At 56.6% G+C, this 25,098-nt stretch carries 29 protein-coding genes; 19 read left to right on the top strand and 10 right to left on the bottom strand.

The annotated features are described in order from the left end of the window. The first annotated feature begins 52 nt into the window (after nucleotides 1-52). The 5 genes from C1J03_RS21350 to C1J03_RS21330 are packed head-to-tail and all read left to right on the top strand — an operon-like array spanning nucleotide 53 to nucleotide 3,670. Complete coding sequence (locus C1J03_RS21350) at nucleotides 53-511, top strand: RidA family protein (RefSeq protein ID WP_114888412.1); 459 nt, start codon at nucleotides 53-55, stop codon at nucleotides 509-511. Further along, a complete protein-coding gene (locus tag C1J03_RS21345; protein WP_114888411.1) occupies nucleotides 508-1,269 on the top strand; it encodes a glycerophosphodiester phosphodiesterase family protein in 762 nt (253 codons plus the stop codon). Before C1J03_RS21350 ends, C1J03_RS21345 begins: the two co-directional genes overlap by 4 nt. 51 nt (nucleotides 1,270-1,320) lie before the next feature. Further along, the gene (locus tag C1J03_RS21340; RefSeq protein ID WP_114888410.1) at nucleotides 1,321-2,508 is read left to right on the top strand and encodes a GNAT family N-acetyltransferase; all 1,188 of its coding nucleotides are present in this window, start codon (nucleotides 1,321-1,323) and stop codon (nucleotides 2,506-2,508) included. Then, nucleotides 2,505-2,801, top strand: coding sequence for a 4a-hydroxytetrahydrobiopterin dehydratase (locus C1J03_RS21335; protein WP_114888409.1), 297 nt, complete (start codon nucleotides 2,505-2,507; stop codon nucleotides 2,799-2,801). The genes C1J03_RS21340 and C1J03_RS21335 overlap by 4 nt, the downstream gene beginning before the upstream one ends. 23 nt (nucleotides 2,802-2,824) lie before the next feature. Continuing rightward, nucleotides 2,825-3,670, top strand: coding sequence for a mechanosensitive ion channel family protein (locus C1J03_RS21330; RefSeq protein WP_114888408.1), 846 nt, complete (start codon nucleotides 2,825-2,827; stop codon nucleotides 3,668-3,670). A gap of 61 nt (nucleotides 3,671-3,731) precedes the next feature. Here C1J03_RS21330 and C1J03_RS21325 read toward each other — a convergent pair whose 3' ends face one another. Next, entirely contained in the window at nucleotides 3,732-4,220 is a 489-nt protein-coding gene (locus tag C1J03_RS21325) for a peroxiredoxin (RefSeq protein WP_114888407.1), read from the bottom strand. Nucleotides 4,221-4,307: 87 nt separating this feature from the next. Here C1J03_RS21325 and C1J03_RS21320 point away from each other — a divergent pair, with 87 nt between their 5' ends. Together C1J03_RS21320 and rsmD are read left to right on the top strand one after the other, a co-directional pair. Next, nucleotides 4,308-5,516, top strand: coding sequence for an NAD(P)/FAD-dependent oxidoreductase (locus tag C1J03_RS21320; RefSeq protein ID WP_114888406.1), 1,209 nt, complete (start codon nucleotides 4,308-4,310; stop codon nucleotides 5,514-5,516). Further along, complete coding sequence (gene rsmD / locus C1J03_RS21315; protein ID WP_114888405.1) at nucleotides 5,513-6,064, top strand: 16S rRNA (guanine(966)-N(2))-methyltransferase RsmD; 552 nt, start codon at nucleotides 5,513-5,515, stop codon at nucleotides 6,062-6,064. The genes C1J03_RS21320 and rsmD overlap by 4 nt, the downstream gene beginning before the upstream one ends. Here the strand turns inward: rsmD and map are convergent. Both map and sfsA read right to left on the bottom strand, forming a co-directional pair. Further along, nucleotides 6,061-6,882, bottom strand: coding sequence for a type I methionyl aminopeptidase (gene map / locus C1J03_RS21310; protein WP_441351120.1), 822 nt, complete (start codon nucleotides 6,880-6,882; stop codon nucleotides 6,061-6,063). The genes rsmD and map overlap by 4 nt on opposite strands. 30 nt (nucleotides 6,883-6,912) lie before the next feature. After that, complete coding sequence (gene sfsA, locus C1J03_RS21305; RefSeq protein ID WP_114888403.1) at nucleotides 6,913-7,626, bottom strand: DNA/RNA nuclease SfsA; 714 nt, start codon at nucleotides 7,624-7,626, stop codon at nucleotides 6,913-6,915. Nucleotides 7,627-7,672: 46 nt separating this feature from the next. Between sfsA and C1J03_RS21300 the strand changes: the two genes are divergently transcribed. The 4 genes from C1J03_RS21300 to C1J03_RS21285 are packed head-to-tail and all read left to right on the top strand — an operon-like array spanning nucleotide 7,673 to nucleotide 10,634. Further along, nucleotides 7,673-8,392: a competence/damage-inducible protein A gene (locus C1J03_RS21300; RefSeq protein WP_114888402.1), complete on the top strand. Its 720-nt coding sequence runs from the start codon at nucleotides 7,673-7,675 to the stop codon at nucleotides 8,390-8,392. Beyond that, nucleotides 8,392-9,108 (top strand): GNAT family N-acetyltransferase, encoded by a 717-nt coding sequence (locus tag C1J03_RS21295; RefSeq protein ID WP_114889133.1) that lies wholly within the window; start codon nucleotides 8,392-8,394, stop codon nucleotides 9,106-9,108. Before C1J03_RS21300 ends, C1J03_RS21295 begins: the two co-directional genes overlap by 1 nt. 12 nt (nucleotides 9,109-9,120) lie before the next feature. Then, nucleotides 9,121-9,690: a peroxidase-related enzyme gene (locus C1J03_RS21290; RefSeq protein WP_114888401.1), complete on the top strand. Its 570-nt coding sequence runs from the start codon at nucleotides 9,121-9,123 to the stop codon at nucleotides 9,688-9,690. Further along, nucleotides 9,687-10,634: an OmpA family protein gene (locus tag C1J03_RS21285; RefSeq protein ID WP_114888400.1), complete on the top strand. Its 948-nt coding sequence runs from the start codon at nucleotides 9,687-9,689 to the stop codon at nucleotides 10,632-10,634. Before C1J03_RS21290 ends, C1J03_RS21285 begins: the two co-directional genes overlap by 4 nt. A 93-nt stretch (nucleotides 10,635-10,727) precedes the next feature. Here C1J03_RS21285 and C1J03_RS21280 read toward each other — a convergent pair whose 3' ends face one another. Continuing rightward, nucleotides 10,728-11,633 carry a LysR family transcriptional regulator gene (locus C1J03_RS21280; protein WP_114888399.1) on the bottom strand — a complete coding sequence of 302 codons (906 nt, stop codon included), beginning with the start codon at nucleotides 11,631-11,633 and terminating at the stop codon, nucleotides 10,728-10,730. A gap of 314 nt (nucleotides 11,634-11,947) precedes the next feature. Then, complete coding sequence (locus C1J03_RS21275) at nucleotides 11,948-13,975, bottom strand: NADPH-dependent 2,4-dienoyl-CoA reductase (protein ID WP_114888398.1); 2,028 nt, start codon at nucleotides 13,973-13,975, stop codon at nucleotides 11,948-11,950. A 15-nt stretch (nucleotides 13,976-13,990) separates the two neighbouring features. On the opposite strand from C1J03_RS21275, the gene C1J03_RS21270 reads away from it, so the two are divergent. The 3 genes from C1J03_RS21270 to C1J03_RS21260 all read left to right on the top strand — a co-directional run bounded on the left by C1J03_RS21270 (nucleotide 13,991) and on the right by C1J03_RS21260 (nucleotide 15,485). Continuing rightward, the gene (locus C1J03_RS21270) at nucleotides 13,991-14,524 is read left to right on the top strand and encodes a GNAT family N-acetyltransferase (RefSeq protein ID WP_114888397.1); all 534 of its coding nucleotides are present in this window, start codon (nucleotides 13,991-13,993) and stop codon (nucleotides 14,522-14,524) included. Further along, nucleotides 14,521-15,003, top strand: a complete 483-nt coding sequence (locus C1J03_RS21265; RefSeq protein ID WP_114888396.1) for an RNA pyrophosphohydrolase — start codon at nucleotides 14,521-14,523, stop codon at nucleotides 15,001-15,003. The genes C1J03_RS21270 and C1J03_RS21265 overlap by 4 nt, the downstream gene beginning before the upstream one ends. 62 nt (nucleotides 15,004-15,065) lie before the next feature. Beyond that, nucleotides 15,066-15,485: a hypothetical protein gene (locus C1J03_RS21260; RefSeq protein WP_254694120.1), complete on the top strand. Its 420-nt coding sequence runs from the start codon at nucleotides 15,066-15,068 to the stop codon at nucleotides 15,483-15,485. On the opposite strand, the gene C1J03_RS21255 is transcribed toward C1J03_RS21260, so the two are convergent. The 3 genes from C1J03_RS21255 to nth are packed head-to-tail and all read right to left on the bottom strand — an operon-like array spanning nucleotide 15,482 to nucleotide 17,714. Then, nucleotides 15,482-16,081 carry a GNAT family N-acetyltransferase gene (locus tag C1J03_RS21255; RefSeq protein ID WP_114888395.1) on the bottom strand — a complete coding sequence of 200 codons (600 nt, stop codon included), beginning with the start codon at nucleotides 16,079-16,081 and terminating at the stop codon, nucleotides 15,482-15,484. The two genes, C1J03_RS21260 and C1J03_RS21255, sit on opposite strands and share 4 nt — an antisense overlap. Next, entirely contained in the window at nucleotides 16,081-17,073 is a 993-nt protein-coding gene (locus C1J03_RS21250) for an adenosine kinase (protein WP_114888394.1), read from the bottom strand. Before C1J03_RS21250 ends, C1J03_RS21255 begins: the two co-directional genes overlap by 1 nt. Then, the gene (nth, locus tag C1J03_RS21245; RefSeq protein WP_114889131.1) at nucleotides 17,070-17,714 is read right to left on the bottom strand and encodes an endonuclease III; all 645 of its coding nucleotides are present in this window, start codon (nucleotides 17,712-17,714) and stop codon (nucleotides 17,070-17,072) included. The genes C1J03_RS21250 and nth overlap by 4 nt, the downstream gene beginning before the upstream one ends. A gap of 359 nt (nucleotides 17,715-18,073) precedes the next feature. On the opposite strand from nth, the gene C1J03_RS21240 reads away from it, so the two are divergent. From C1J03_RS21240 to C1J03_RS21230, 3 genes are all read left to right on the top strand, one after another. Continuing rightward, nucleotides 18,074-18,940, top strand: coding sequence for a methylated-DNA--[protein]-cysteine S-methyltransferase (locus C1J03_RS21240; protein WP_114888393.1), 867 nt, complete (start codon nucleotides 18,074-18,076; stop codon nucleotides 18,938-18,940). 146 nt (nucleotides 18,941-19,086) lie between these two features. Beyond that, complete coding sequence (locus C1J03_RS21235) at nucleotides 19,087-19,758, top strand: OmpA family protein (RefSeq protein ID WP_114888392.1); 672 nt, start codon at nucleotides 19,087-19,089, stop codon at nucleotides 19,756-19,758. A gap of 146 nt (nucleotides 19,759-19,904) precedes the next feature. Then, the gene (locus C1J03_RS21230) at nucleotides 19,905-20,447 is read left to right on the top strand and encodes an NADPH-dependent FMN reductase (RefSeq protein WP_114888391.1); all 543 of its coding nucleotides are present in this window, start codon (nucleotides 19,905-19,907) and stop codon (nucleotides 20,445-20,447) included. Here the strand turns inward: C1J03_RS21230 and C1J03_RS21225 are convergent. Continuing rightward, entirely contained in the window at nucleotides 20,444-21,475 is a 1,032-nt protein-coding gene (locus C1J03_RS21225; RefSeq protein WP_114888390.1) for an NAD(P)/FAD-dependent oxidoreductase, read from the bottom strand. The genes C1J03_RS21230 and C1J03_RS21225 overlap by 4 nt on opposite strands. 61 nt (nucleotides 21,476-21,536) lie before the next feature. Between C1J03_RS21225 and mnmD the strand changes: the two genes are divergently transcribed. Both mnmD and C1J03_RS21215 read left to right on the top strand, forming a co-directional pair. After that, nucleotides 21,537-22,208 (top strand): tRNA (5-methylaminomethyl-2-thiouridine)(34)-methyltransferase MnmD, encoded by a 672-nt coding sequence (gene mnmD / locus C1J03_RS21220; RefSeq protein ID WP_114888389.1) that lies wholly within the window; start codon nucleotides 21,537-21,539, stop codon nucleotides 22,206-22,208. Further along, nucleotides 22,205-23,074, top strand: coding sequence for a DMT family transporter (locus C1J03_RS21215; protein ID WP_114888388.1), 870 nt, complete (start codon nucleotides 22,205-22,207; stop codon nucleotides 23,072-23,074). Before mnmD ends, C1J03_RS21215 begins: the two co-directional genes overlap by 4 nt. Here C1J03_RS21215 and C1J03_RS21210 read toward each other — a convergent pair. Then, entirely contained in the window at nucleotides 23,039-25,012 is a 1,974-nt protein-coding gene (locus tag C1J03_RS21210) for a lytic transglycosylase domain-containing protein (RefSeq protein ID WP_174234484.1), read from the bottom strand. The two genes, C1J03_RS21215 and C1J03_RS21210, sit on opposite strands and share 36 nt — an antisense overlap. Nucleotides 25,013-25,098 lie beyond the last annotated feature (86 nt).

The raw sequence follows: 25,098 nt of genomic DNA, 5'->3' as shown, positions 1-25,098 counted from the left end.
GTGATCCCCGGTAGCTTTCGCTGGAAACACATTGCCGCAAAGGAAGATCACCATGAGTATCACGTCTCGCCTCGCCGAATTGGGTGTCTCACTGCCTGACGCCCCGGCTCCGGCCGCCAACTATGTTCCCTTCGTTCAAGTGGGCAGTACTCTTTATGTTTCCGGCCAAATTTCCAACGGGCCAGACGGATTGATCACCGGCAAAGTCGGTGATGATCTTGATGTTGCCGCGGGTGCTGCAGCGGCACGCATCTGTGCAATCAATTTGCTAGCGCAGGTAAAAGCGGCCTGTGGCGGCGATATCGAGCGTTTGGTGCGCGTGGTTAAGCTGACGGGATTTGTAAATTCTCACGGCGATTTCAAAGATCAGCCCAAAGTGATCAACGGGGCGTCTGATTTTCTAGTCGAAGCTCTGGGCGATGCTGGTCGTCATGCGCGATCTGCTGTGTCCGCAGGCGCATTGCCATTGGGCGTGGCCGTTGAGATCGAGGGAATCTTTGAGGTCAAATGACCTTGCCACCCAGTTTCAGTCGTGTGCCGCTGGCGCACCGGGCCTTGCATGATATCGCTGATGGGCGACCCGAAAATAGCCGTGCCGCGGTCCGCGCCGCGATCGCTGCCGGCTATGGCATAGAAATCGACGTCCAACTCAGTGCAGATGACGTGGCGATCGTATTTCATGACTATGCGTTGGATCGCCTGGCCAAAGCCACAGGACCTGTGCGTCTACGCGGTGCATCTGAGCTTGCTGGCATACCGCTGATTGGCAATGATGAAGGCATTCCAAATCTGTCTGAAATTCTTGATTTGATTGCTGGTCAGGTGCCCGTGGTGATAGAGGTCAAAGACCAAGATGGAGCGATGGGCAAGAACGTCGGGCCATTGGAACGTGCAACGGCGCAAGCGCTTGTGGGTTACACAGGGGACGTTGCGGTGATGTCGTTCAATCCGCATTCAGTAGCATTGATGCGTGATCTCATGCCGTCGGTGCCGCGCGGGCTGACGACAAGCGGGTATCTATACGACGAGTGGCCGCTGCCCAAGCCGATCTGTGACCGTTTGCGCGACATTCCGGATTACGACGATGTTGGTGCCTGCTTTATCTCTCATGACATCGATGATCTGGACCGTCAGCGGGTCAAGGCGCTCAAACAGGACGGAGCTGTGATCTGCTGTTGGACGGTTCGGAGTGCTGGGGAAGAAGCCGAAGCCCGAAAAATTGCCGATACGATCACCTTTGAGGGATATGCGGCGCAGCACCGCCCTTGAACACAGGCCAGTTGGTCACAGTTTAAGAGGCAGGCGTCAAAAGGCAGGAACATGAACGATCAACAGGTCGAAATTTCGATAATTCCTTCGCTTGCTGACATATCGGCGGCGGAGTGGGATACGTGCGCCTGTCCCGAAGCGGCTGAAGGCGCGCGCGCGCGTGATCCCTTTACCACCCACCGATTTCTCAAGGCGCTGGAAGATAGCGGCAGTGTAGGCCCAGGCACTGGCTGGCAGCCGCAATATCTAACTGCCCGGATTGATGGTGTGTTGATCGGCGTCGCACCGCTTTATGCCAAGTCGCATAGTCAGGGTGAGTATATCTTTGACCATAATTGGGCGCATGCTTACGAACGGGCAGGTGGCCAGTTTTACCCCAAGCTGCAGATTGCCGTGCCATTTACTCCCGCGACAGGACGACGGTTTTTGACCCGCCCTGGGTTCGAGGAGGCAGGGTTGGCTGCTTTGGTACAGGGTGCCATCCAACTGACAGAGAACAACGGGCTTTCTTCTTTGAATGTGACATTCTGCACGGAGGATGAAGTGCAGCGGGCAGAGGCATATGGCCTGATGGCGCGGAAGAGCCAGCAGTTTCATTGGCTCAATCGAGATTATGCAGATTTTGATGGATTCCTTGGCGATCTAAACTCACGAAAGCGCAAAACTATCCGCAAGGAACGCCAGACTGCGCAGGGTTTTGGTGGCACGATTGAAACCTTCACGGGCAACCAGATCGAGCCTGAGCATTGGGATGCGTTTTGGCATTTCTATCAAGACACAGGTGCGCGCAAATGGGGGCAGCCCTATCTGACGCGCGCGTTCTTTGACATCGCGCATGAGGTGCTGAGGGACGACATCGCACTGGTGTTGGCAAAGCGTGACGGGCACTGGATTGCTGGCGCGCTGAACTTTATCGGAGCTGAAGCGTTATTCGGCCGGTATTGGGGCTGCCGTGAGCATCACTCCTGCCTGCATTTCGAGCTGTGCTACTATCGCGCAATCGATATCGCGATTGCGATGGGCCTCAAGACCGTTGAGGCGGGTGCGCAAGGCGAGCACAAATTGGCGCGGGGGTATTTGCCAACCTCAACATGGTCGCTCCACTGGATGCGTGATCCGGGGTTTGGCCGCGCGGTTGCAGATTACCTGGGTGCAGAACGGGCTGCTGTGGACCAAGAGATTGAAATACTAACGGACTACGGGCCATTTAAGAAAATTGAAGTGGAGGAACAGGAATGACAGAGAAACTGAGCACCGAGACGCGCAGCACACTGCTTGACCCGCTGATCGAGGGCGGCTGGAGCATTGTGGAGGATCGTGATGCGATCACCAAACAGTATAAATTTGCTGATTTCGCCGATGCTTTTGGGTGGATGACCCGTGTTGCCATCTGGGCTGAAAAGTGGAATCACCACCCAGAATGGGAGAACGTCTATAACCGCGTAAAAGTCACATTGACGACCCACGATGTCGATGGATTAAGCGCACTAGATGTCAAGTTGGCCCGCAAAATGGACGGTCTCCGAGGGTAAATAGCAAAATACAGGAAGAACCAATGCAACAACTATTGAGTGCCGAAATCTGGCAGGGCAAAACTCTGTCTGACCTATTTTCGTTTGAATTTATTGCCTCTGCTGCGGGCTCCGTATTGGGGGCCGTGCTAATTCTTTTGCTGGGGTGGACCATTTCTGTTTGGGCGCAGCGGCGTATTCAAAAAATAGGCAAAGCCAACAAACATCTTGACGAAATGCTGTTCAACTTTCTGGCTTCGTTCGCGCGCTATCTTATATTGGCCTTTACGGCGATGTTTGTTCTCAACACATTTGGTGTCGAAACAACGTCCATTGTCGCGATCATTGGTGCGGCAGGTTTGGCGATTGGCTTGGCGCTTCAGGGGACACTCTCAAACGTGGCGGCAGGCGTCATGTTGATCCTTTTCCGGCCAATCAAAATTGGAGATTTCGTTGAAGTCGCAGGGAAAATGGGCACTGTTGTCGATATCAGCCTAAACTTCACCGAGCTTGCCGATTTGAGTAACGTACAGGTTATTGTCCCCAACGCCGGCGTTTGGGGCGCAACAATCACCAATTATTCCACCAACGATACCCGTCGTGCGGAATGGACGTTTGGCGTTGGATACGGTGCCAATCTCAAGATCGCCGAGCAGATTATCCGTGACACGATCATGGCTGATAGCCGCGCCAAGAGCGATCCAGAGCCTTTCGTTCAGGTAACAAACCTTGGCGATAGTTCCGTCGATTTTCTGGTGCGAGTTTGGTGCGACGCGTCCGAGTTTTTCGGATTTCACGCCGATATGACGCGTCAGGTCAAAGAAGCTTTGGACGCAGGTGGGGTCGATATTCCGTTCCCGACACGCACGATTGTTCAAACGTCCGGCTAAGCTTCAATCTGCTGAAGCTAACAGGGGGCAGGCACCATACATGGGCCTGCCCCTTTTGGTTTTACATGTTTGCCAAAAGGCTTTCGCCGCCTGAGATTTCACAGACGCCCGAGTTCTCTTCAGGCTGCCAAAGGGTCACTTTGCCGTTTTCAACCAGCATCGCGTAGCGCTTTGAGCGCGCGATGAGGCCAGCGGGAGGCGCGTCAAACGCCATGCCGAGAGCGTTGGTGAATTCGGATTCTGCATCCGCCAGCATTGTGATCCCGGCAGCTGTGGCACCTGTCGCCTCGCCCCAAGCTTTCATGACGAAGGGGTCATTGACCGAAACACAGATAATCTCGTCTACGCCTTTGGCATCAAACTGGCCCTTGGTGCGCACAAAGCTGGGCACGTGGGCGGAATGACATGTAGGGGTATAGGCACCAGGTACCGCAAAAATTACAACCTTCCGGCCATTGATTTTGTCGGACATCTTGACTGGCGCGGGGCCATCTGCGCCCAGTTCAACAAGTGTCGCGTCAGGTAGCGTATCGCCTTGAGAAATTGTCATGGTTAGAGCCTTCTGATGATTGTGTTTGTCTCGGTGACAGATGTAGCTTGGCCGAGAAGTAAGGCCAGTCCGATAAGGGAGATTTTGATGCGACATATCGTTGTGGTTGGTGCCGGACAGGCTGGATCCTCTTGCGTGGCAAAGCTGCGGAATGACGGGTTTGACGGCAAGGTCACGCTGATCGGTGCTGAGCCTGTACCCCCTTATCAGCGCCCCCCCTTGTCCAAAGCATATCTGCTGGGCGACATGGCGCTTGAGCGCCTTTATTTGCGCCCAGAGAGCTTTTATTCCGAGCATGACATCGATTTGCGCATGGGCCGCCCCGTCAGTCATCTAGACATCGACGCGCGCAAAATCTCCATCTCGAGTGAGACGTTTGAATATGACGAACTGGTCCTGACAACAGGGTCTGTGCCCAACCGGTTGCCCGGTGCAATTGGCGGCGCGCTTGAGGGCGTGCATGTGGTGCGGGACCTGTCAGATGTCGATGCCATGTCTCCCCGCTTTATCAAGGGCACACGGGTGTTGATCGTCGGTGGTGGCTATATCGGACTGGAGGCGGCCGCGGTCGCGTCCAAGCTTGGTCTGAAAGTCACATTGGTTGAGCAGTCCGAGCGTATTTTGCAGCGCGTGGCCGCCCCTGAGACGTCTGATTTCTTTCGCGACCTGCATACCAAGCACGGCGTTGATATCCGCGAAGGTGTCGGCCTTGATCATTTGCAGGGTGAGGTCAATGTGACTGGTGCCATGCTGAACGATCACTCGGAGCTTGCCGTTGATTTTGTGATCGCGGGTGTTGGGATTAGGCCCGGTACGGGTTTGGCGGAAACAGCCGGAATCGAGATTAAAAACGGGATCAAGGTTGATGCGCACGGCCGCACCAGTGCGCCGCATGTCTGGGCCGCTGGGGACTGTACGTCGTTCCCATATCGTGGTGGGCGCATCCGATTGGAAAGTGTGCCGAACGCGATTGAACAGGCCGAGGTTGTCGCGGCAAATTTGATGGGCGCAGGCAAGGAATATGTCGCAGCCCCTTGGTTCTGGTCTGATCAATACGATGTCAAACTTCAGATCGCTGGCCTGAACACCGGCTATGATCGGGTGATCACGCGGCGCACGGACGCGGATAGTTTGTCGATCTGGTATTACCGAGGCGATGACTTGCTTGCCGTGGATGCGATGAATGACCCGCGCGGGTTCATGGTCGGCAAACGTCTGATCGAAGGTGGAAAATCGCCTGATCCGACTGCTATCATGGACCCTAGCACTGATCTAAAGGCATTGCTGCGCGCATGAGGATTATCGCGGGTACCAACCGCGGCGTCCCCCTTGCCGACGTGGGTAAAGGCGATGCCGCAGCCCATCTGCGCCCGACATCTGATCGGGTGCGCGAAAGCCTATTTTCCATGCTGACCCATCACAACGTCATTTCTGGCGCACGGGTGCTGGATCTGTTTGCCGGCACGGGTGCCCTTGGTCTTGAAGCGCTTTCGCGGGGTGCGCGCCACGTCAGTTTTGTCGAAAATGGACGTGTAGCGCAGCGCTTGATTGGCGAGAACGTGGAGAAGTTACGCGTACAAGATCAGGTGAAACTCCTGCGCGCTAATGCAACGGATTTGCCGGGCTGCGATGGCGGCCCGTTTGATCTGGTTTTCCTTGACCCACCTTATGGCAAGTCAATGGGGCAGGCAGCTTTGGAAAGCGCCCTAAAGGGGGAGTGGATTGCTGAGGATGCGATGATCGTTTGGGAAGAGAGCGCTCCGATGCGGGCACCACCGGGTTTTACCCGACTTGATGCCCGCAAATACGGGGACACTCACGTTACGTTGTTGGAACGCGCTTAATCGCTTTTGGTGTAGGTCGGATGGAACATACCGGACGGTGAAAGCGTAAAAATCTCAAACCCGTCTTCGGTCACGCCGATGGAATGCTCATATTGTGCGGAAAGCGATTTGTCGCGGGTTACCGCCGTCCAATCGTCAGCCAAGGTTTTTGTCTCTGCCCGGCCAAGATTGACCATCGGCTCGATGGTGAAAAACATGCCGGGTTCCAACACAGATCCGGTGCCGGGACGGCCGTAATGCAGCACATTGGGCGGCGAGTGAAAGACCCGGCCCAATCCGTGGCCACAGAAGTCTGTGACAACACTCATGCGGTTGCCTTCGACAAAGGCTTGGATCGCGTGTCCAATGTCACCAAATGTATTGCCCGGCTTGACCACTTCGATGCCGCGCATCAGCGCCTCGTGGGTCACTTCGATCAACCGCTCTGGTTTGCGCGCCAATTTTCCGGCCACATACATGCGGCTGGTGTCCCCGAACCACCCGTCCACGATCACGGTCACGTCGATGTTAAGGATGTCGCCGTCCTTGAGTTTTTTGTCACCCGGGATGCCATGACAGACCACATGATTGACCGAAATACAGCTGGCATGCTTGTACCCCTTATACCCAATCGTCGCTGATTTTGCCCCAGCAGCGTTGACCTTTTCTTCGATAATGCGGTCAATCTCTCCGGTGGTCTGGCCCACAAAGACATGTGCCGCGACCTCATCCAAAATGGTCGCTGCAAGACGTCCGGCGACATGCATGCCGGCGAAATCTGAAGGGTCGTAAATGCGGATGCCGTCTTTGGTCTGGCGGCCACGGTGTGTTTCGCTCACCGGTCTCTCCATCTGGTTGTTTTGTGTTGTCTACCCTCGGGGCCGCCGAAGGGCCAGAGGGGAGCTTAGCGAAATACCTTGTGGGTCAATGTAGGTGCCAATGCACAGCGTTTCTACCCCCGCAGACGTCGCAGCCGCATGGGCAGCGGCATAGGTCGGGTCGATATCGCTGGCCATTGCAACTTCGCTGCAATCGGTGCGCTGTACGAGATACAAAAGTACGGCGCGATGGCCTTGCCGCGCGACCTTTGCCAATTCAGCGAGGTGCTTGGCCCCGCGCGCAGTCACGCTATCGGGAAACTCCGCCAAGCCGGGAGTGCGGTTCAATGTCACAGATTTGACCTCGACATAGGCGTCGGGCAGGCTAGGTTCCGTCAGTAAGAAGTCTACGCGAGAGTTTTCGCCATACTTCACCTCTGGCCGCACTGTATTATAGTTGGCAAGCGGTGGGACTTCCCGAGCCATCAGGGCCGCGCGGAGCACCCGGTTTGGCAGACTGGTATCCACACCGGTAAAATGGCCATTCTCGTGGTCGACCAATCGCCAGCCGTATTTGAGCTTTTTCTTAGGGTCGTCATTGGGTTCCAGCCAGATCCGCATACCTGGATCCGCGAGTCCCTTCATCGACCCGGGGTTGGCGCAATGGGCCACAACTTCGCGACCGTCTTCCAGCGTACAATCCGCAAGGAAGCGTTTATAGCGCCGGATAAGGCGAGCGGGGACAAGTTCGGTTTGAAAGCGCATGGACGCGGGCCTATACCCTCTATGATACAGGCTCAAGGAGTGAGAGATGGCGAATCCTACGGCAGCAATGCTGGTTATCGGCGATGAAATCCTGTCGGGGCGCACACGGGATGCAAACATGCACTACCTTGCTGGGCAACTGACTGAGATCGGCGTGGACCTCAAAGAGGTGCAGATTGTCGGTGATGAACCCGGCACGATTGTAGCAGCGGTGCAGGGTCTGTCTTCGCGCTTCGGCGTTGTTTTTACTTCTGGAGGGATCGGCCCGACCCATGATGACATCACCGCTGATTGCATGGCAGCTGCGTTTGACCAGACAATCGATGTGCGCGACGACGCGCGCGCAATTCTGGCCACGCATTACGCAAAATCAGGGACAGAATTGAACACGGCGCGGTTGCGGATGGCGCGGATACCTCAGGGGGCGACGTTGATCGACAACCCCGTTTCGGCCGCACCCGGCTTTACCGTCAAGAATGTGCATGTGATGGCCGGGGTGCCATCGGTGTTTCAGGCGATGGTTGCGAGCGTGTTGCCAACATTGACGGGTGGCGAGCCTCTGATCAGTCAGACGGTGACAATCCACCGAGGTGAAGGTGATATTGCAGGCCCATTAGGTGCGTTGGCGCTGGCCTATCCAACTTTGTCGATGGGCAGCTATCCCTTTCAGCGTGATGGCAAATACGGCGCGCACATTGTGGTGCGTGGCACCGATGTGCAGATGATTGACGAGGCGATTGCCAAGCTTGAGGCCGTTTTTGCATGATGCCGGATGCTCACCAGCTTTATGACGTGACAGAGGGTACCTGGCCTCCGGCGCGACGCGTGCAGGTGGGCCCTTTTGTCTGTCGCGACGGCCAAGGTGGGGGCAAACGCGCGTCCGCGGCGACTGCCAGCGGCCCGGTCGACGGTGCAGATATCGGACTTGCCGAAGAGGCGATGCGCGATCTCAATCAACGCCCACTTTTCATGATCCGTGAGGGTGACAAGGAATTGGACGGGCTGCTTGAAGCGCGCGGGTATGAGGCGTTTGATGAGGTGATGCTTTATGTCGCCCCGACCACGTTGCTGACCGATGTTCTGATCCCGCCAGTCACCGCTTTTGCCGTCTGGGAACCGCTCGCGATCATGGCCGAGATTTGGGCAGATGGGGGCATTGGTCCTGCACGCCTTGATGTGATGGCGCGTGCAAAAGTCAAAACAAGCATCCTCGCGCGGTGGAATGAAAAGCCAGCTGGTGTTGCCTTTGCAGGGGTCCATGACGGCGTTGCAATGGTTCACGCGGTTGAGGTTGTGCCTCATCAACGCAGGCAAGGCGTGGCCGAATGGATCATGCGTGCGGCGGCCTTTTGGGCGCAAGAACAAGGAGCAGCACATCTGTCGGTGCTGTGTGTGACGCAAAATACTGCGGCCAATGCGCTTTATACCAAGCTGGGCTTTGCGCGCGCAGGCCGCTATCATTATCGCCAACCCACTGAGTGAAAGAACGCACAGATGTCTAATGAAATGCCCACCGCCCTGAATCTGCCAATGGTCGATCCACTGCCCGAGCAGACGCAGAAGTACTTTGACGTTTGTACGGAAAAGCTCGGGATGGTGCCTAATGTACTCAAGGCCTACGCATTTGATATGGCCAAACTCGATACATTTACCGCGATGTACAACGATCTGATGCTAGGAGATTCCGCGCTCTCCAAATTAGAGCGTGAGATGATTGCGGTGGCCGTGTCGGCGGTGAATAAATGCTACTATTGCTTGGTTGCACATGGTGCTGCAGTTCGACAGCTTTCGGGGGATCCAGCGTTGGGTGAAGCGTTGGTTATGAATTACCGCGTGGCAAAAATTGACACGCGCCAGCGGGCGATGCTGGATTTTGCCGTCAAGCTGACCCAAGCTAGCGCCACGGTTGAAGAGCAGGACCGCGAAGCACTTCGTGCGGTCGGATTCTCAGATCGTGACATCTGGGACATTTCTAGTGTGGCGGGGTTTTTCAACATGACAAACCGAGTGGCCAGTGGTGTCGATATGCGTCCCAACGAAGACTACCACGCGCAGGCGCGATGATCCGATTTGCTGGCCTCTTGGGTACGACTCTGGCGCTTAGTCTAGCGGCGACATCGCTTTTGGCGCTAGAGTTCGAATTGCCGGCCGCGGCGCGGCAAACGGCGGTGCGCGACACCAACCCCGATAGATATGCGGCTCCAACTGGCGTCTTTGCAAATGGGGTGGTTCCGACCGTTCTGATAGAAGGCGATATCCGCCGTGGCGCATGGCGTATTGATACGCCCGGCCTGACATCGTTGCAGATCATGCGCCCTCTACGCGATCAGCTTGAAGCGGCAGGGCTCAGGATTATTCTGGATTGTGCGGCGGCAGAATGCGGCGGCTATGATTTCCGCTTTGCGGCCGAGACGTTGCCGGGCCCCAACATGTACGTCAACATTCGCGCTTATCAAGTCATTACTGCGGTCCAGGGTCGCACGGATGCGCCCTCGGAAGTGATTACAATTCTGGCCAGCACCTCGGCGAGTTCGGCTTATGTACAGATCATTCAAGCCAGCTCTCAAGAAAGAGGTGCGGTTGATGTGCGTCCAGTTGCGACGCCATATCCGCAAGGCGTCGCTGACCTTGGCGACTTGGCCGAACAACTTTTGGGTCGAGGGCATATGGTGCTTGGTAGCCTTGAATTTGGCAGTGGCAGCGCGGACTTAGGGCCGGGACCTTTTGCCAATCTGGCAAAGCTTGCGGCCCTGCTTGAAGCGCGCCCGAAGCTGCGGGTAGCATTGGTGGGGCATACCGATAGTGTTGGTGGTCTGGACGTGAATATTTCCTTGTCGCGCAAGCGTGCGCAATCTGTGCGGCGCCGTTTGGTCGAAGCGTATGACGTAGACCCAGCTCGGATGGAGGCGGAGGGAATGGGATATCTTGCCCCTGTCGCGTCGAACCTGGACCCGTCCGGCCGGGATGCGAACCGGCGCGTCGAGGTTATCTTACTCAGCGAAAACTAAACTAGAGTACAAAAAACCCCGATACCTATGCAGGTACCGGGGATGATGCGCGCTTTGCACACATCAGTTCACCGAGGGAGATGGTGTCGTAAGTTACCAGTCGCTCGGACCTTTTTCGGCGAAGGAGTGAACCAAGAAATCGATGAATGCGCGGACCTTGGGCTGTGTGAAACGGCCCGGTGGGTAGACGGCATAGATGCCTTGGGTTTCCAGTGGAAGTTCAGGAATGGCATCTTCGATGAGACCCTTTTCCATCGCTTCTGAATATAGAAAGCTGGGGAGGTAAGCGATGCCAAGGCCAGAGATCGCGGCGTTTAGCAAGGATTGCCCGTCATTGACCGAAAGCCAACCAGCGGTGCGTACCTGTCGTTTCTCACCCGAAGGCGCGGTCAGTTTCCAAACATTCCCGGAAGATTGGTTGGAGTAATGCAGCAGCTTGTGATCGTTCAGGTCGTCGATCTTTTCAGGGCGGCCGTATTTCTCGAAATATTCTGGCGAGGCGATCATGCGTTTGGTCGTCTCGGTTAATTTGCGAGCCCGCAGAGAGCTGTCTTCCAGCTCGCCAATGCGTACGGCCATGTCGAAGCCTTCAGAGATCAACTCAACGTAGCGATTGTTCAGCACCATGTTGACGGTGATATCTGGAAAATCCCCAAGGAATTCAGATAGTACCGGCGATAGATGGTTGACGCCAAAGTCAGTCGCAACACTGATGCGCAGCAGCCCGGAGGGTGCCGATTGCATGGATGTTACAAGTGCGTCGGCTTCGCCTGCATCATTCAGAACGCGGCGGGCGCGGTCATAATATGCTAGGCCAATTTCAGTGGGCGAGACACGGCGAGTGGTGCGGTTAAGCAACCGTGCACCCAGACGGGCTTCGAGCGAAGACACGTGCTTTGACACAGCTGACTTAGAGATGCCCATCTTTTTTGCGGCATCGGTAAAGCCACCTTGGTCCACAACTGTGGCGAACGCTTCCATTTCCGTCAGGCGGTCCATGTGCCGTCCCTTTCACTTCTGTTTCTATCGAGGTGTATGGGAGGCAATCTGGGCACAAAGGCGGCGAGGGTGGGACAGTAGCAAGGTAATTGCTAGGATCGTTCATGGCAGGGAAACAACTGAACAATCGTTTCTCAGCCGTGATTAGTGCGCTGTGGCCCCACATCACGCTCCAATCAAGGCGGTGGTCAGCACGACCATGATGACACGTTATCTACTACGCGCTTTCAGCTTTAGGTGCTGCGCGCGGCTAACACATTATGCGTTTGACCCATTGCGGCCCTGCTAGGGCAGACCGCGACGGTGCCGAGAAATCAGATCGCCGCGGCCAGACGGGTGCCTTGGTTGATTGCGCGCTTTGCGTCCAGTTCAGCGGCGACATCCGCGCCACCGATGACATGGCATGCGATGCCCTTGGCCTCGAGCGCATCGGCAAGGCTGCGATCAGACAGCTGCCCGGCACACATCACGATGGTATCGGCCTCGATCAACGTTGGATTTTCGCGCGCTTCCCCAAAAGTAATGTGCAAGCCGTCCGCGTCGATCTTTTCGTAGTTCACGCCCGCGATCATCTTAACGTCTTTCATTGTCAGTGAGGCACGGTGAATCCAGCCTGTCGTTTTGCCCAAGCCTTTGCCGACTTTGGTGGGCTTGCGTTGCAGCATGGTGATCTGTCGGGCAGGGGCTTGCGGTTGTGGTCCTTCGGGGGCCAACCCTGCGCGGTGCGCGCTGGTATCGGCGACGCCCCATTCGCGCATCCATTCCGGCAGGTTCAATGTGGTGCTTTCGCCGTCATGGACCAGATGCTCGGATACATCGAAACCAATGCCGCCCGCCCCAATCACCGCCACGCGGTCGCCAACCTTTGCAGTGCCTTTCAGCACTTCAATATAACTGACGACGTTGCCGCCATCTTGACCGGGAATTTTTGGATCGCGCGGCACGACACCTGTTGCAATGATAACCTCATCAAAGCCGCCCAGATCATCAGCAGAAACTTCGGTGTTCAGCATTACGGTGATGCCGTGGTGGGCAACCATAGTGCGGTACCAATCGACGAACCCCCAGAACTCCTCTTTGCCGGCGACCTGCTTGGCAAGGTTTAGCTGACCGCCAATCTCTGACGCGCGGTCGAATATAGTAACGTTATGTCCGCGTTCTGCGGCCGTGATCGCCGTGGACAAACCCGCAGGACCGGCCCCAACAATTGCGACGGTTTTAGAGGTTGTGGCAGGACCAATGCTCAACTCGGTCTCATAACATGCGCGCGGGTTGACCAAGCAGCTCGAGATTTTGCCAGAGAATGTATGATCCAAACAGGCCTGGTTGCACGCGATGCAGGGGGCAATTTGATCAGCCTTACCCGCGGCAGCCTTGGCGACGAAATCCGCGTCAGCCAACATGGGGCGCGCCATTGAGACCATATCAGCGCACCCATCCGCCAACACGTCTTCGGCGACCTGTGGCGTGTTGATGCGGTTGGATGTGATCAGCGGGATGCCCACTTTGCCCATCAGTTTTTTCGTAACCCACGCAAAGGCGGCGCGCGGAACAGACGTCGCAATCGTGGGAATGCGCGCTTCGTGCCAGCCAATGCCGGTATTGATGATCGTCGCTCCGGCGGCCTCGACCGCTTGGGCCAATTGCACAACTTCTTCGTAAGTTGATCCATTCGGCACAAGATCGATCATCGACAATCGGTAGATGATGATAAAATCAGGACCCACTGTTTCGCGCACGCGCCTTACGACTTCGATCGGCAGGCGCATGCGGTTTTCATAGGAGCCACCCCAGCGGTCTGTCCGTTTGTTGGTGTGCGTGACAAGAAACTGGTTGAGGAAATACCCTTCGGACCCCATCACCTCGACCCCGTCGTACCCAGCTTGTTGCGCGCGACCGGCCGTTGCGGCGATGTCAGCGATCTGTTTCTCGATACCGTCCTCGTCCAGTTCCGCTGGTGGAAAAGGAGAGATGGGGGATTTGACCGCTGATGGTGCGACACAAGCAGGACCGTAAGCATAACGGCCTGCGTGCAAAATCTGCATGGCGATCTTGCCATCTGCGGCATGCACTCGGTCCGTAACGATTTTATGGTTCTCAACGTCGTCTTGGTTGATCATCATCGCGGCACCGGGCAAAACTGACCCTTCGAGGTTCGGGCCGATGCCGCCTGTCACCATAAGCCCGACACCGCCGCGCGCACGTGTGGCGTAAAATTCCGCAACCCGGTTCCAGTCCTTGGTTTCTTCTAGGCCGGTATGCATGGACCCCATGAGCACGCGGTTCTTCAAAGTTGTGAAACCAAGATCAAGCGGCTTGAGCAGATGCGGAAAATTGGACATAGAGACCTCTAATAGATGACGTTTGCCAAACCATGGCCTCGCTCGGCTGGGTTGTCACGAAAAACACCACGTAAGGAAAATATTGTGCAGGTCAGGCTTGCCCATACTGAGGAATTCAACGCCCTAGGGCAGGTGATGTTCGATGCCATCCACGCCCTACCCAGCCCTTATAGCGACGCACAACGGCGCGCTTGGAATGAAACGCCATATGCGGGCGCTGATTGGCACACCAAGCTTGCGCGGCAATATGTCGTGGTCGCCATGGACCATGCGGACCTCGTGGGCTTCATGACCTTGGAAGGGGATTATGTCGACTTCGCCTATCTGCTGCCTCGGGCGCGGGGCACCGGCGCATTTCGCAAACTCTATAACGTTATTGAAGCGCAGGCGTTGCAGGCGGGTCAGAGCAAGTTGCGCGTTCATGCCAGTTTGAAAGCTGAGGATGCCTTTGCCGCGATGGGGTTTCATGTTACCAGCCGCGAAACGATCGCGCGCAAGGGACAAGACCTTCGCCGCGCTGAAATGCAAAAACATCTGGAGCAGCCATGACCCCCGAAGAAATCGCCAAACTGCCTTATCGTCCCTGCGTCGGGCTGATGTTGCTGAACGCACGCGGTGAGGTTTTTGTGGGTCAGCGGCGCGACCGCAATATGGATGCATGGCAAATGCCCCAAGGCGGCGTCGACAAAGGCGAAGCCCCCCGTGATGCAGCCCTGCGGGAACTGGAAGAAGAGACCGGGATCACCTCCGACTTGGTCGAGGTCGTCGCCGAAAGTGCGCATTGGCTACCCTACGAGTTGCCGCATGATTTGGTGCCCAAGCTTTGGAAAGGGCGGTTTCGCGGCCAAGAGCAGAAGTGGTTCCTGATGCGGTTCAGCGGAACTGATGATCAAGTGAACATCGAGACGGCAGAGCCTGAGTTTTCCAAGTGGCGCTGGTTGGCTGTTCCTGACTTGGTCGCCAATATCGTGCCGTTCAAGCAGGAAGTCTACGAAGCGGTGGTCGCCGAGTTTGAGGCGCATCTTTGATACGCGCGCTGGTGATGTGCGCGGCCCTTGTGGCCCCATGGCCGGCCTTCGCGTTGTCGTGCATGCCCCATTCAGTAGAGGCCGCTTTTCAGGGCGCAAAAATATCGGATGCCGAGTATATCGTTGTGCGTGGCACGCTTCGTTTTGACCACAAGCTGCTGCCAAAGACAGATTGGGAGCACCAGCAAGACACCCCGCCCATGACGCGTATTCCGGTCACCTTGCAGGGATTATCACTGTCGCGTGCTGGGTTTGATGTGCCCTTCGACCGCAAAGTGACGTTGGAAGTTGCGTGCCTTGGACCTTGGTGCGCGTCTGCGAATAACGGCGACGTATTGGCGTTTGTGGCGCGCGGTTTGAGTGGGTACGTCCTAGAAACCAACCCGTGCGGAGGATTTCTATTCGGCAATCCCAGTCCTGCCATGCTGAAAAAGGTTAGCGCCTGCTTTCAGGGCAAAGACTGCACACCGCCCAAACGTTAACCCTTAGGAATGATCGGGATGTTTGGCCCTGCCGTTTCAGGGAGCACACCGATAAGACGCGGATCATCGTCGATCTCAATTTGCCGTTTATAGGGTGTGAACCCACTGCGAATGTAAAAATTCAGTGCCTGAGGGCTGTCGAGGGTGCATGTGTGCAGGTGGAAGCGCGCAATGCCTGCGTCCCAAGCGCGGGTGATCGCTTGGTTCATCAAGTAACGCCCCGCACCGGAGCCGATCAACTGGGGTGTCAGACCAAAGAACGCCAGCTCGCACGCGTCGTCCTGACAAAAATCAAGTTCCAGCAGTCCGTGATCCTTGCCGTCCTTTGAAACGGTGAAGATTTGCACGTTTGGATGTGTCAGGATCGCGCCAAGCTCAGCATCAGACAGTTTGAGCCTCCCGTACCAAAGCCATTCCATCGAGCCTACGCGCAGGATCATGTCGCGGTACCATTCCAGATCGGGCTGCACGCGCCGAAAGGCCACCCCATCGGGCAGCGCGATCTTCCGCAAGGCTGGTCTGGCAGTCATCTCCAGATGAGTGACCACCATTGCCAGCTTGCCTGCGGGAACGTCGTGAAGCCCGTCGGTCAGCATCAGTCGATCAGACTTTCGGCGCGGAACATTTCTGCCATGTCCTTTTCAGGGCGCGGCCCAATATGGCTGATCACTTCGCCAGCACACAGGTTACCCATGCGTCCGCAAGTCTCAAGATCGCGACCCGTTGCGAGACCATAAAGAAAGCCAGCGGCGAATTGATCGCCTGCGCCTGTGGCGTCAACGGGTGTTATTGCCGTCACCGGAACATCGACGCGATTGTCGCCCTGGATAAGGGTGACGCCGTCACCAGAACGGGTGCAGACAACCAGAGGACAAATCGCAGAGATCTGTTTCAAAGCTGATTCCAGATCATCTGTTTCAAATAGGGAAGTGATTTCAGCCGTGTTGCCGATCACAAAATCCAGATCGTCGCGGATCAAAGAAAGGAAGTCGGCACGGTGGCGTTCCACACAGAAGGGATCGGATATTGCGATACCTGCTTTGCCGCCACCTGCTTTGGTCGCACGCGCGGCTTCGCGAAACGCGGTTTTTCCGGCGTCATGATCAAAGAGGTAACCCTCAAGGAACATCAGCTTTGCATTGCCCGTCACCACCTCAGGAACGTCAACCGAGGTCAGCCCGGTTGAAATGCCTAGATAGGTATTGAGTGAACGCTCACCGTCTGGCGTGACAAAGATCATGCAGCGCGACGTCGGTGTGTCGGCCTCGGCCACGGGAGGGTTAGGGAAATCGATGCCAACATCGGTCATTGCGCTGGCGTAGAACTTACCCAGATCATCATCGCGTACGCGGCCGATAAACGCGGTCGGTAGGCCAAGAGCGCCGACACCCGCAATGGTATTGGCAACAGACCCACCGGGGGTCTGTAACCGCTCGTCCATCGCGTCATATAAGACTTCAGCGCGATCTTGTTCGATCAGTTGCATGATCCCTTTTTCAATGCCCATCTCACTTAAAAAGGCGTCCGGGGTGCGGGTGATCACATCGACAACGGCATTCCCGATACCAACGACTTCGTATGTTTTCATTCTGTTTTGTCCTCAAATTCGCAAAGATCGCGGATGATGCATGTGCGGCACATTGGTTTACGTGCCTTGCAGTGATAGCGCCCGTGAAGGATCAACCAGTGATGCGCATGCAACTGGAAATCCGCAGGGATATTGTCTTCGACGGCCCGCTCTACGGCATCGACAGTTTTGCCGGGGGCAATGCCCGTGCGATTGCCGACGCGAAAAATATGTGTGTCTACCGCCTGCGCAGGCTGTCGCCACCACATGTTCAGCACCACGTTGGCCGTTTTGCGCCCCACACCGGGTAACGATTGCAAGGCAGCGCGTGAATTTGGCACCTCACCTGCGTAGTCATTGACCAAGATATGGCTCAGTTTCATGACGTTCTTTGCCTTTTGGCGAAAGAGGCCGATCGTCTTGATGTGTTCGGTCAGCGCGTCGAGACCAAGATCAATCATCTTTTGGGGCGTGTCCGCGATCTGGAACAGCGCGCGCGTGGCTTTGTTGACGCCAACGTCAGTGGCCTGCGCACTCAGGGCGACAGCGACAACTAGCGTGTAAACGTTCACATGCTCCAACTCACCCTTTGGTTCGGGATCGGCGGTTTGAAAGCGCGTAAAAATCTCGCGGATCGTGTGGTAATCAAGCTGCTTTCCCATGGGCAAGGGGTATGCGGGCATCTGGGCTGAAGGGCAAGAGAAGCCGTTGGGATTTGAGTAAGATTTAATGGGTTCGCAGAGCGGTATTTTAGGATTTTTCTGGCATTGAATGGGGTGGCGTACTCATCGGAGCAGATTATGCGGGAATATCTCTTCAGCGTGGCCCAATCGGTGGGCTGTCACTTAGCTATAGCCTTACCTAGGTGCGGGTGCGAAACTGACGGCAATAACTCTCCGCTTCGATCTGTTCTGAAGGTTTTTGATCGGCACCGTCCCGGAGCCGTGGGGAGATTTGTAGTTCTGCGCGATGGCGCAAGAAACGGGTCGCATTGATAAGAGGCTCTCCTTAGGTTGGCAGTATGTCAGAACAAATACCTCACCCCGCCGCTGAAGATCCTGGTTATCATTACGGTGTCATGCGCCGCGCGATTGACCTGATCGACCAATCCAAAGACCCGCTTCAACTGGATCAAATTGCCAGCGAGATGGGTATGTCAGGGGCGCATTTCCAACGGGTATTTTCCCGGTGGGTTGGCGTTTCGCCAAAGCGGTATCAACAGTATTTGATGTTGGGTCAGGCCAAAGTAATGCTGCGAGATCATTTTACCACGCTGGCGGCCGCACATGATTTGGGTTTGTCCGGGACCGGTCGGTTGCATGATTTGTTCTTGCGCTGGGAATCGATGAGCCCGGGTGCCTTCGCCCGCCAAGGTGCAGACCTAACGATATCTTGGGGTTGGTTTCAGAGCCCCTTTGGCCCTGCTTTGGTCATGGGGACGCAAAAAGGCATCTGCGGTTTGGCCTTTTCTGCCGAAATGGGAGAGGCGGCCGCAATGCAGGATTTGCAATCACGCTGGCCCAATGCGGTCTTTGTTGAAGATGCGGAAATGTTGCGCCCTTGGGTGATGACTGCCTTTGGGGCGCAGGATCGGCCTTTGGAGAAGGCACCGCTATACCTGATCGGAGCACCGTTCCAGATTAAGGTTTGGGAGGCGTTGCTCAGCATCCCGTCAGGTCAGGTCACAACCTATTCAGAAATCGCGGATGCCGTTGGCTCCCCCAAGGCTGCTCGAGCGGTAGGAACAGCCGTTGGGCGCAATCCCGTCAGCTGGCTGATCCCTTGCCACCGCGCTTTGCGTAAATCCGGGGCGCTGGGCGGCTACCATTGGGGCATGCCGGTAAAGCGGGCAATGCTGGCCTATGAGGCTGCGCGCGCCGAGGCTTGAGACGAGATTGAACGTTGTTTGATGTGATGGGCGGTATCGTGCCGACTGCCACGATACCGTGATGTTACACGGACCTATTGCCTTGTATAATGCGCGTGTAAAAAGACGCCCCGCCCGAACGGGGCCGCAACATGAAGGCAGTAAATATGACATTCATTAAATCTTCCATCGCCATCGCTTTGGCCGGTATTTTGGCGCTCAGCGCTTGTAACGATGTAAGTACTCTGGGTGCCCAGCCGGGCGATCCAAATCAGAAAACCAAGAATGGTGCTTTGATTGGTGCTGGCGCTGGTGCTCTCTTGGGTGCCTTGTCAAAAGGTGACGGTAACCGAGGTGACGCAGCACTTAAGGGTGCCGTAATCGGTGGAGCACTCGGTGCGGGCGTCGGCTATTCCCTCGACAAGCAAGCCGCGGATTTACGCAACAGCGTGGGCAATGACGTTGGCATCACGAACACGGGTGACCGGCTCATCGTGACCTTGCCGCAGGATATTCTGTTTGCAAGCGGCAGCACGACTGTACGGCCCGATCTGCAGCGCGATCTTGGTGCCGTTGCCAGCAACCTGCAGTCTTATCCAGCGTCGACCATTCAGGTTGTCGGGCACACGGATAGCGACGGTGAAGCAGCGTACAACCAGCAGCTTTCCGAAGGGCGCGCGCAAGCTGTTGCCGGCGTTCTACTTAACAATGGCGTTTCAGCAGGACGCATTCAGTCTTTCGGCCGCGGCGAAGATCAATCGATTGCAAGCAACCTGACACCGGAAGGCAAGGCGCAGAACCGTAGGGTTGAAATCGTAATTCTACCTGACGCTGTCTAAATCAAAACAAAGCTCTGAAAATTGGAACCCCGGCCGTTTGTGCCGGGGTTTTGAATTTTTGCACAGGGCTCATGCGTTGGCGGCCCTTGAGAGTTTTCTAAATCAGTGCATTTTGACGACAACACCGAATTGATAGGAACTCGTACATGGCACTCCCCAAACTTTTAGGCATCTCGGGCGCGTTGCGCGCTGGATCGACGAACACGATGTTGCTTCAGGAAGCAGCACGGCTTTTTGGGGAGGCCGACTTTATCCAAGCCGACATTGGCTTTCCGCTTTATGACGGCGACGATGAAGAGGCCAGCGGTATCCCTGCTCAGGTCAAGGCCGTCGCCCAGCAGATTGCAGATGCGGATGCGATCGTGATTTCCACGCCCGAATATAACAAAGGCCCATCCGGCGTATTGAAAAACGCGCTTGATTGGATCAGCCGCGTTGAGGGATCTGCATGGTCGGGCAAACCGGTGGCCGTGATGTCTGCTGCTGCAGGCCGCGCCGGCGGCGAACGAGCGCAGATGGTGCTGCGCGGTTTCATGGTGCCTTTCCGTCCGCGCATTCTTCAAGGGCCAGAATTCCACCTTGCCGCCAGTTATGAGGCGTTTGATGAACACGGCCACCTGAAGGGTGAGATGTACATCAAAGATTTAACTGCCTTGATGGCTGCACTGCGGGCAGAGGTTTCTGGTTAAAACGAATCCTCGACGCGAAAACCGTTGGGGATGGTATCCAGCCCGTCCAACATCAGGTCTGCCAACACGCCAGCCACTTTCGGGGCCATGCCAAAGCCTATCTTGAAGCCACCATTTGCGATGAAATGACCGGGGTGACCCGGCCAAGCCCCAAGCATTGGCGCGCGGCTACGGCTGCGGGGCCGGATGCCTGCCCAGCGTTCGATGACTGACGCGTTGTGCAGGGCGGGGATGGCAGCACGGGCACGGTCGATCACAGCGTCAAGTTGCGCATCGGTCGTGTCATCGATCTCCCACTCACGTTCAGAGGTGGAGCCGATTGCTACGGTCCCATCCAGATGTGGAATCGCGTGCACGCCACCAGCAAAAAGCTGCGGTTGGTTGCGAGCATCGTAGCGCAGCAACGCGGCTTGTCCTTTGACGCCAGTCCCAACAAGACGAGGTGCAGTTTGGTTCAGTGTCTCTAGCCCTGCGATGCCTGTGGCCCATAAAACGGCCCCGTGGTCTGGTGCATCGTTGACCACTTCGACCCCTCGCGATTCCAACGCAGCGACCAATGCAGCGCAGGCCTTGCGCGGATGGAGACGTGCACTGAGGGTGTCGTGGATCATCCAACCCGTCGGGCTAAGCGGTGCCCAAGGGTTCTCATCACAAGGCTGCACAACCCAATGTGCATCGCCTTTCCAAAGATCCTTTGCGGTTTCTGTTCGCTGCCGTGCCAAGGCTAGACCCGCGTCATCTGCAATCGGTTGCGTTCGCCCTGTTCGGGCATATCCCGCATCAACACCACCAACCTCGGTGACGCCTCGCCAAAAATCCGCTGCCATCAACAGGCTCTCAAGCTGAAACGCCTTTTTCGGGTTCCAGTTTTCTGGGACATGTGGGGCCAGCGCGCCGACGATCCCTCCGCTGCTGCCTGCGCCCGGGCCGTAGGGGTCGATAATCTGCACGCGAGCCCCTCGTTGCACGCAAGCCCAAGCAATCGACAGGCCAAATATGCCTGCGCCGCGGATGGTAATATCGGACATTGCCTTGCCTCTCGTTTACGCGCAGTGTCGCGGCTGATCTCTCTCCATACAGGCCATTTCCGTGCAGAACCAGACAGCTCAGATCGAATGGCGTGAGGGCGGTGTGCCGGTCTCAACGCAATTCGACGACCCCTATTTCAGCCTAGAAGACGGTGCCGCCGAGACGGCGTTTGTTTTCTTAGGGGGCAATGACCTGCCAGCGCGTTTTGCACCTGGCTTTCATATCGCAGAGCTGGGGTTTGGTACGGGGCTGAATGTGCTTGTGGCTTGGGACGCATGGGCACGCGCAGGCCTCGAGACCCCACTGCAGTTCACCAGCTTTGAGGCCTACCCAATGTCACGCGACGACATGGCCCGCGCCCACGCGCAGTTCCCATCCTTTGATGGAAAGCGCGATGCGTTGCTGGCGGCATGGCGCGAGGACGGAGGCGTGATCGCACTTGATGGAATTGCGCTTGAGGTAGTGCTTGGCGACGCGCGCGAAACACTGCCGGATTGGCAAGGCAGCGCAGATGCGTGGTTTCTCGACGGGTTTTCTCCGGCCAAGAACCCCGAATTGTGGTCGCCAGAACTAATGGCTGCAGTTGCACGTCATACCGCCCCCAATGGAACGGCTGCGACCTACACTGCGGCAGGGTTTGTCAGGCGCGGGCTTGCCGATGCAGGATTTGCAGTTACGCGCAGCACAGGCTACGGGCGCAAGCGACACATGACACGCGCGGTACTGCCATGAGCCAAAGCAATAACATCTCCCTCGGCATTGCGCTGATGGTCATGACTACCTTTATCTTTGCGGTTCAGGACGGCCTCTCCAGGCATCTGGCGGGGGAATACAACGTCCAGATGGTCGTGATGATCCGCTATTGGTTCTTTGCAGCCTTCGTGATTGCAATTGCGCGGCGCAAGGCTGGTGGCATCCGAGAAGCAGCACGCACAACCCAACCGGTGTTGCAAGCGGTGCGCGGTTTGCTGTTGGCGCTTGAAATCTGCGTTATGGTTGTGGCCTTCACGTTGCTTGGACTGGTGGAAAGCCATGCGGTCTTTACCTGTTATCCGCTGTTGGTCGCAGCATTGTCCGGCCCGGTGTTGGGCGAACGCGTAGGTTGGCGGCGTTGGGCCGCGATTGGCGTGGGTTTCATTGGCGTGCTGATCATCCTTCAACCCGGTCGGGCGGTGTTCGATATTCGCTCTGCGATCCCGCTGTTGGCGGCAACGATGTTTGCGGTCTACGGATTGTTGACCCGCTATGCTGCCCGGCGTGACAGCACAGCGACTAGTTTTTTCTGGACCGGATGCATGGGGGCTGTGGCCATGACGGCAATCGGCGTCTGGTATTGGGAGCCGATGAGCGGGCCTGACTGGGCGTTGATGGGGATGCTTTGTTTGACCGGTGTCAGCGGCCACTGGTTACTGATCCGTTGCTACGAGGTCGCCGAGGCAAGCGCAGTTCAGCCCTTTGCCTATCTGCAGCTGGCCTTTGCTACCATCATCGGCATTACTATTTTTGGCGAAACGGTGCGGAGCAATGTGGTGATCGGGGTCGCGATTATTGTGGCAGCTGGTCTATTTACGTTTTGGCGCGAACGGCAAAAGGGTTGATCCTGTCAGCTCTTGAGCAAATGGAATAGGCAGCGGGTTCAGACCCAAACGCGCACGGTAAACAGGTAGGCTTTCAGTGACGCGCATCACGTAGTTTTGCGTCTCGCGGAACGGAATCATCTCGACCCAATCAACGATGTCGATATCGCCTTCGCGCGGATCGCCATAAAGGTCCATCCAGCGGATAGGGCGGCGAGGTCCCGCGTTATATGCGGCCGATACCATGGCCACATTGCCGTCAAACTGTCCCGCCATTTGGGACAGGTACGTTGAGCCCAAAACGGCATTATAGACAGGATCAGCCGTCAGACGGTCGGTTGTGTGCAAAGCGCTTACCCCAAGATCACGGGCAACGTCGCGTGCCGTGCTGGGCATCAACTGCATCAGGCCGCGCGCACCGGCACCTGATTTAACAACCGGATCGAATTCGCTTTCGCGGCGCGCAATGGCGAGGCTCATTTCCGGAGCCATGTTCAATTTTGCGTCGGCCAACGGGTGCAGGGCATAGTAGGGTGCCGCAATGGTTAGGCCGCGACGGGCCGCGCGTTTGCCGATCATCACGGCCAGATGTGGCTGGCCAGCGTCGATAGCGGCCTGGCCCAAAAGCTCTAGATCCTCTGTAACAAGCTGATCTGCCAGATGTGTCCAAAACCGTTCAGCAAGGCTCAACTCTCCGGAGGCTTGCAGCAACATGCCCGCCTCAAAAAGTGGTGCTTTGGAAACTGCGCTGGTGCGCCAATCAATAAGGGGCACACGGCCCGTTAGGCTGGTGTCAAAAGGCAGTTCTGCCCGGTCCGCAGCCAGCAACCCGTAAAATGAGGTCTGGTATTTGGCACCCTCAGAATAGGCCTTGTCGGCCTCTTCTTTGTTGCCCATGGCCTCCCACGCGCGGCCTTGCCAATATCCGGCACGGCCTTGGGAGATCGGTGATCGAACTTGGCTGTCATGGGCTAAAAAGTGTTTCAATGCGCGTTCGGGGTCCTTTAGAAAACGCAGCGCAAGATAACCTGACAGCCATTCCAGATCAGCATAATCGGAACCTCCATCAAGGAAATGCTGCGACGCCATCTTGTACGCGACCGCGGGATCGCCTGAGCGCATTTCACCGCGTGCCAAAGCACGCCTTCGGTTGGACCAAGCTGATGGTTTGCCAAGTGCTTCGACGCTGGTGGATTTCTCCAGCATGAGGGTTTTGGCATCCCCCGCGCGGTTTTGGCGGATGCGCCATTCAAACAACGCGTGCGACAGCCCTCCCGTATTGCGCAGTTTTGGCGGCAAAGCATCGACCAGCGACGCCGCGTTTCTGGTGCGTCGCTGCAAGGCGATACGCACCTCAGTGAGGGTGATCGTGTCCTTGCTGACAAAGTCGTACATTTGGCGGGCTTCGTCGAATTCGCGTTGCCAGACCATTTCATCCAGACGCGCATCGTGATGTGGTTTTAGCAAACCCTCGTAGCGGGCCAGAAACATGCCCTGCGATGTCGCGTTCATGGGCATGGTGCGCCATGCCAGAACAACACTGGCCTCGGCGTCGCCCGTTTGCCCATCAGCGGACAACGCCGATGCGTAGGCCAGCACACCGCGCGGGGTCTGAGGGGGCTGTGCCGCAAAAAATGCGCGGACTGCGGCTGCGTCCTCTTGGATCACGGCAGGCTCAGATTGCTTGCGCAGGTACGCTTCTCCAGGCCAATCGGGGCGGCGAATAAGGAACGCGGTGACATCCGCAAAACTACCCTGACCTGCACGCAGGCGGTGCCATTCGATGATGTCGGCTGCAACAGCGCCATCGCGCACAGCAATCCGTGCGGCGTTATCAAAGCTACCACCCCGCATTGCATCCATAGCCCACCCAAGAGGACGCGGACGTTCGGCGGCGGCTGGCAGTGTCAGCGCTATTACCAGCAGGCAGGCCGTCGTTAGGCGTCTCATCACTTGCATTTCCTATCGTACGAAGGGTACAGCCTTTCAGCATAGACCGCCCCGCTGGTTATTCAATTCACGAACCTGCGGGCGGCTATCTAATC

This window comes from Sulfitobacter sp. SK012 (assembly GCF_003352085.1).
Lineage (GTDB): Bacteria > Pseudomonadota > Alphaproteobacteria > Rhodobacterales > Rhodobacteraceae > Sulfitobacter.
The sequence above is the reverse complement of the archived record's forward strand: the minus strand, read 5'-3'. Positions and strand labels throughout refer to the sequence as shown.

What these genes read in the sequence shown, in the direction of transcription:
- C1J03_RS21325 (WP_114888407.1), bottom strand. Translation starts at nt 4,220, where the DNA reads ATGACAATTTCTCAAGGCGATACGCTACCTGACGCGACACTTGTTGAA.
- C1J03_RS21225 (WP_114888390.1), bottom strand. Translation starts at nt 21,475, where the DNA reads ATGTCCGATATTACCATCCGCGGCGCAGGCATATTTGGCCTGTCGATT.
- rsmD (WP_114888405.1), top strand. Translation starts at nt 5,513, where the DNA reads ATGAGGATTATCGCGGGTACCAACCGCGGCGTCCCCCTTGCCGACGTG.
- C1J03_RS21275 (WP_114888398.1), bottom strand. Translation starts at nt 13,975, where the DNA reads ATGTCCAATTTTCCGCATCTGCTCAAGCCGCTTGATCTTGGTTTCACA.
- C1J03_RS21320 (WP_114888406.1), top strand. Translation starts at nt 4,308, where the DNA reads ATGCGACATATCGTTGTGGTTGGTGCCGGACAGGCTGGATCCTCTTGC.
- C1J03_RS21265 (WP_114888396.1), top strand. Translation starts at nt 14,521, where the DNA reads ATGACCCCCGAAGAAATCGCCAAACTGCCTTATCGTCCCTGCGTCGGG.
- C1J03_RS21285 (WP_114888400.1), top strand. Translation starts at nt 9,687, where the DNA reads ATGATCCGATTTGCTGGCCTCTTGGGTACGACTCTGGCGCTTAGTCTA.
- C1J03_RS21240 (WP_114888393.1), top strand. Translation starts at nt 18,074, where the DNA reads ATGTCAGAACAAATACCTCACCCCGCCGCTGAAGATCCTGGTTATCAT.
- nth (WP_114889131.1), bottom strand. Translation starts at nt 17,714, where the DNA reads ATGGGAAAGCAGCTTGATTACCACACGATCCGCGAGATTTTTACGCGC.
- C1J03_RS21330 (WP_114888408.1), top strand. Translation starts at nt 2,825, where the DNA reads ATGCAACAACTATTGAGTGCCGAAATCTGGCAGGGCAAAACTCTGTCT.
- C1J03_RS21350 (WP_114888412.1), top strand. Translation starts at nt 53, where the DNA reads ATGAGTATCACGTCTCGCCTCGCCGAATTGGGTGTCTCACTGCCTGAC.
- C1J03_RS21215 (WP_114888388.1), top strand. Translation starts at nt 22,205, where the DNA reads ATGAGCCAAAGCAATAACATCTCCCTCGGCATTGCGCTGATGGTCATG.
- C1J03_RS21335 (WP_114888409.1), top strand. Translation starts at nt 2,505, where the DNA reads ATGACAGAGAAACTGAGCACCGAGACGCGCAGCACACTGCTTGACCCG.
- C1J03_RS21255 (WP_114888395.1), bottom strand. Translation starts at nt 16,081, where the DNA reads ATGCTGACCGACGGGCTTCACGACGTTCCCGCAGGCAAGCTGGCAATG.
- C1J03_RS21290 (WP_114888401.1), top strand. Translation starts at nt 9,121, where the DNA reads ATGTCTAATGAAATGCCCACCGCCCTGAATCTGCCAATGGTCGATCCA.
- sfsA (WP_114888403.1), bottom strand. Translation starts at nt 7,626, where the DNA reads ATGCGCTTTCAAACCGAACTTGTCCCCGCTCGCCTTATCCGGCGCTAT.
- C1J03_RS21280 (WP_114888399.1), bottom strand. Translation starts at nt 11,633, where the DNA reads ATGGACCGCCTGACGGAAATGGAAGCGTTCGCCACAGTTGTGGACCAA.
- C1J03_RS21300 (WP_114888402.1), top strand. Translation starts at nt 7,673, where the DNA reads ATGGCGAATCCTACGGCAGCAATGCTGGTTATCGGCGATGAAATCCTG.
- C1J03_RS21270 (WP_114888397.1), top strand. Translation starts at nt 13,991, where the DNA reads ATGACGTTTGCCAAACCATGGCCTCGCTCGGCTGGGTTGTCACGAAAA.
- C1J03_RS21235 (WP_114888392.1), top strand. Translation starts at nt 19,087, where the DNA reads ATGACATTCATTAAATCTTCCATCGCCATCGCTTTGGCCGGTATTTTG.
- C1J03_RS21230 (WP_114888391.1), top strand. Translation starts at nt 19,905, where the DNA reads ATGGCACTCCCCAAACTTTTAGGCATCTCGGGCGCGTTGCGCGCTGGA.
- C1J03_RS21250 (WP_114888394.1), bottom strand. Translation starts at nt 17,073, where the DNA reads ATGAAAACATACGAAGTCGTTGGTATCGGGAATGCCGTTGTCGATGTG.
- C1J03_RS21260 (WP_254694120.1), top strand. Translation starts at nt 15,066, where the DNA reads ATGCCCCATTCAGTAGAGGCCGCTTTTCAGGGCGCAAAAATATCGGAT.
- C1J03_RS21210 (WP_174234484.1), bottom strand. Translation starts at nt 25,012, where the DNA reads ATGCAAGTGATGAGACGCCTAACGACGGCCTGCCTGCTGGTAATAGCG.
- C1J03_RS21340 (WP_114888410.1), top strand. Translation starts at nt 1,321, where the DNA reads ATGAACGATCAACAGGTCGAAATTTCGATAATTCCTTCGCTTGCTGAC.
- C1J03_RS21345 (WP_114888411.1), top strand. Translation starts at nt 508, where the DNA reads ATGACCTTGCCACCCAGTTTCAGTCGTGTGCCGCTGGCGCACCGGGCC.
- C1J03_RS21295 (WP_114889133.1), top strand. Translation starts at nt 8,392, where the DNA reads ATGCCGGATGCTCACCAGCTTTATGACGTGACAGAGGGTACCTGGCCT.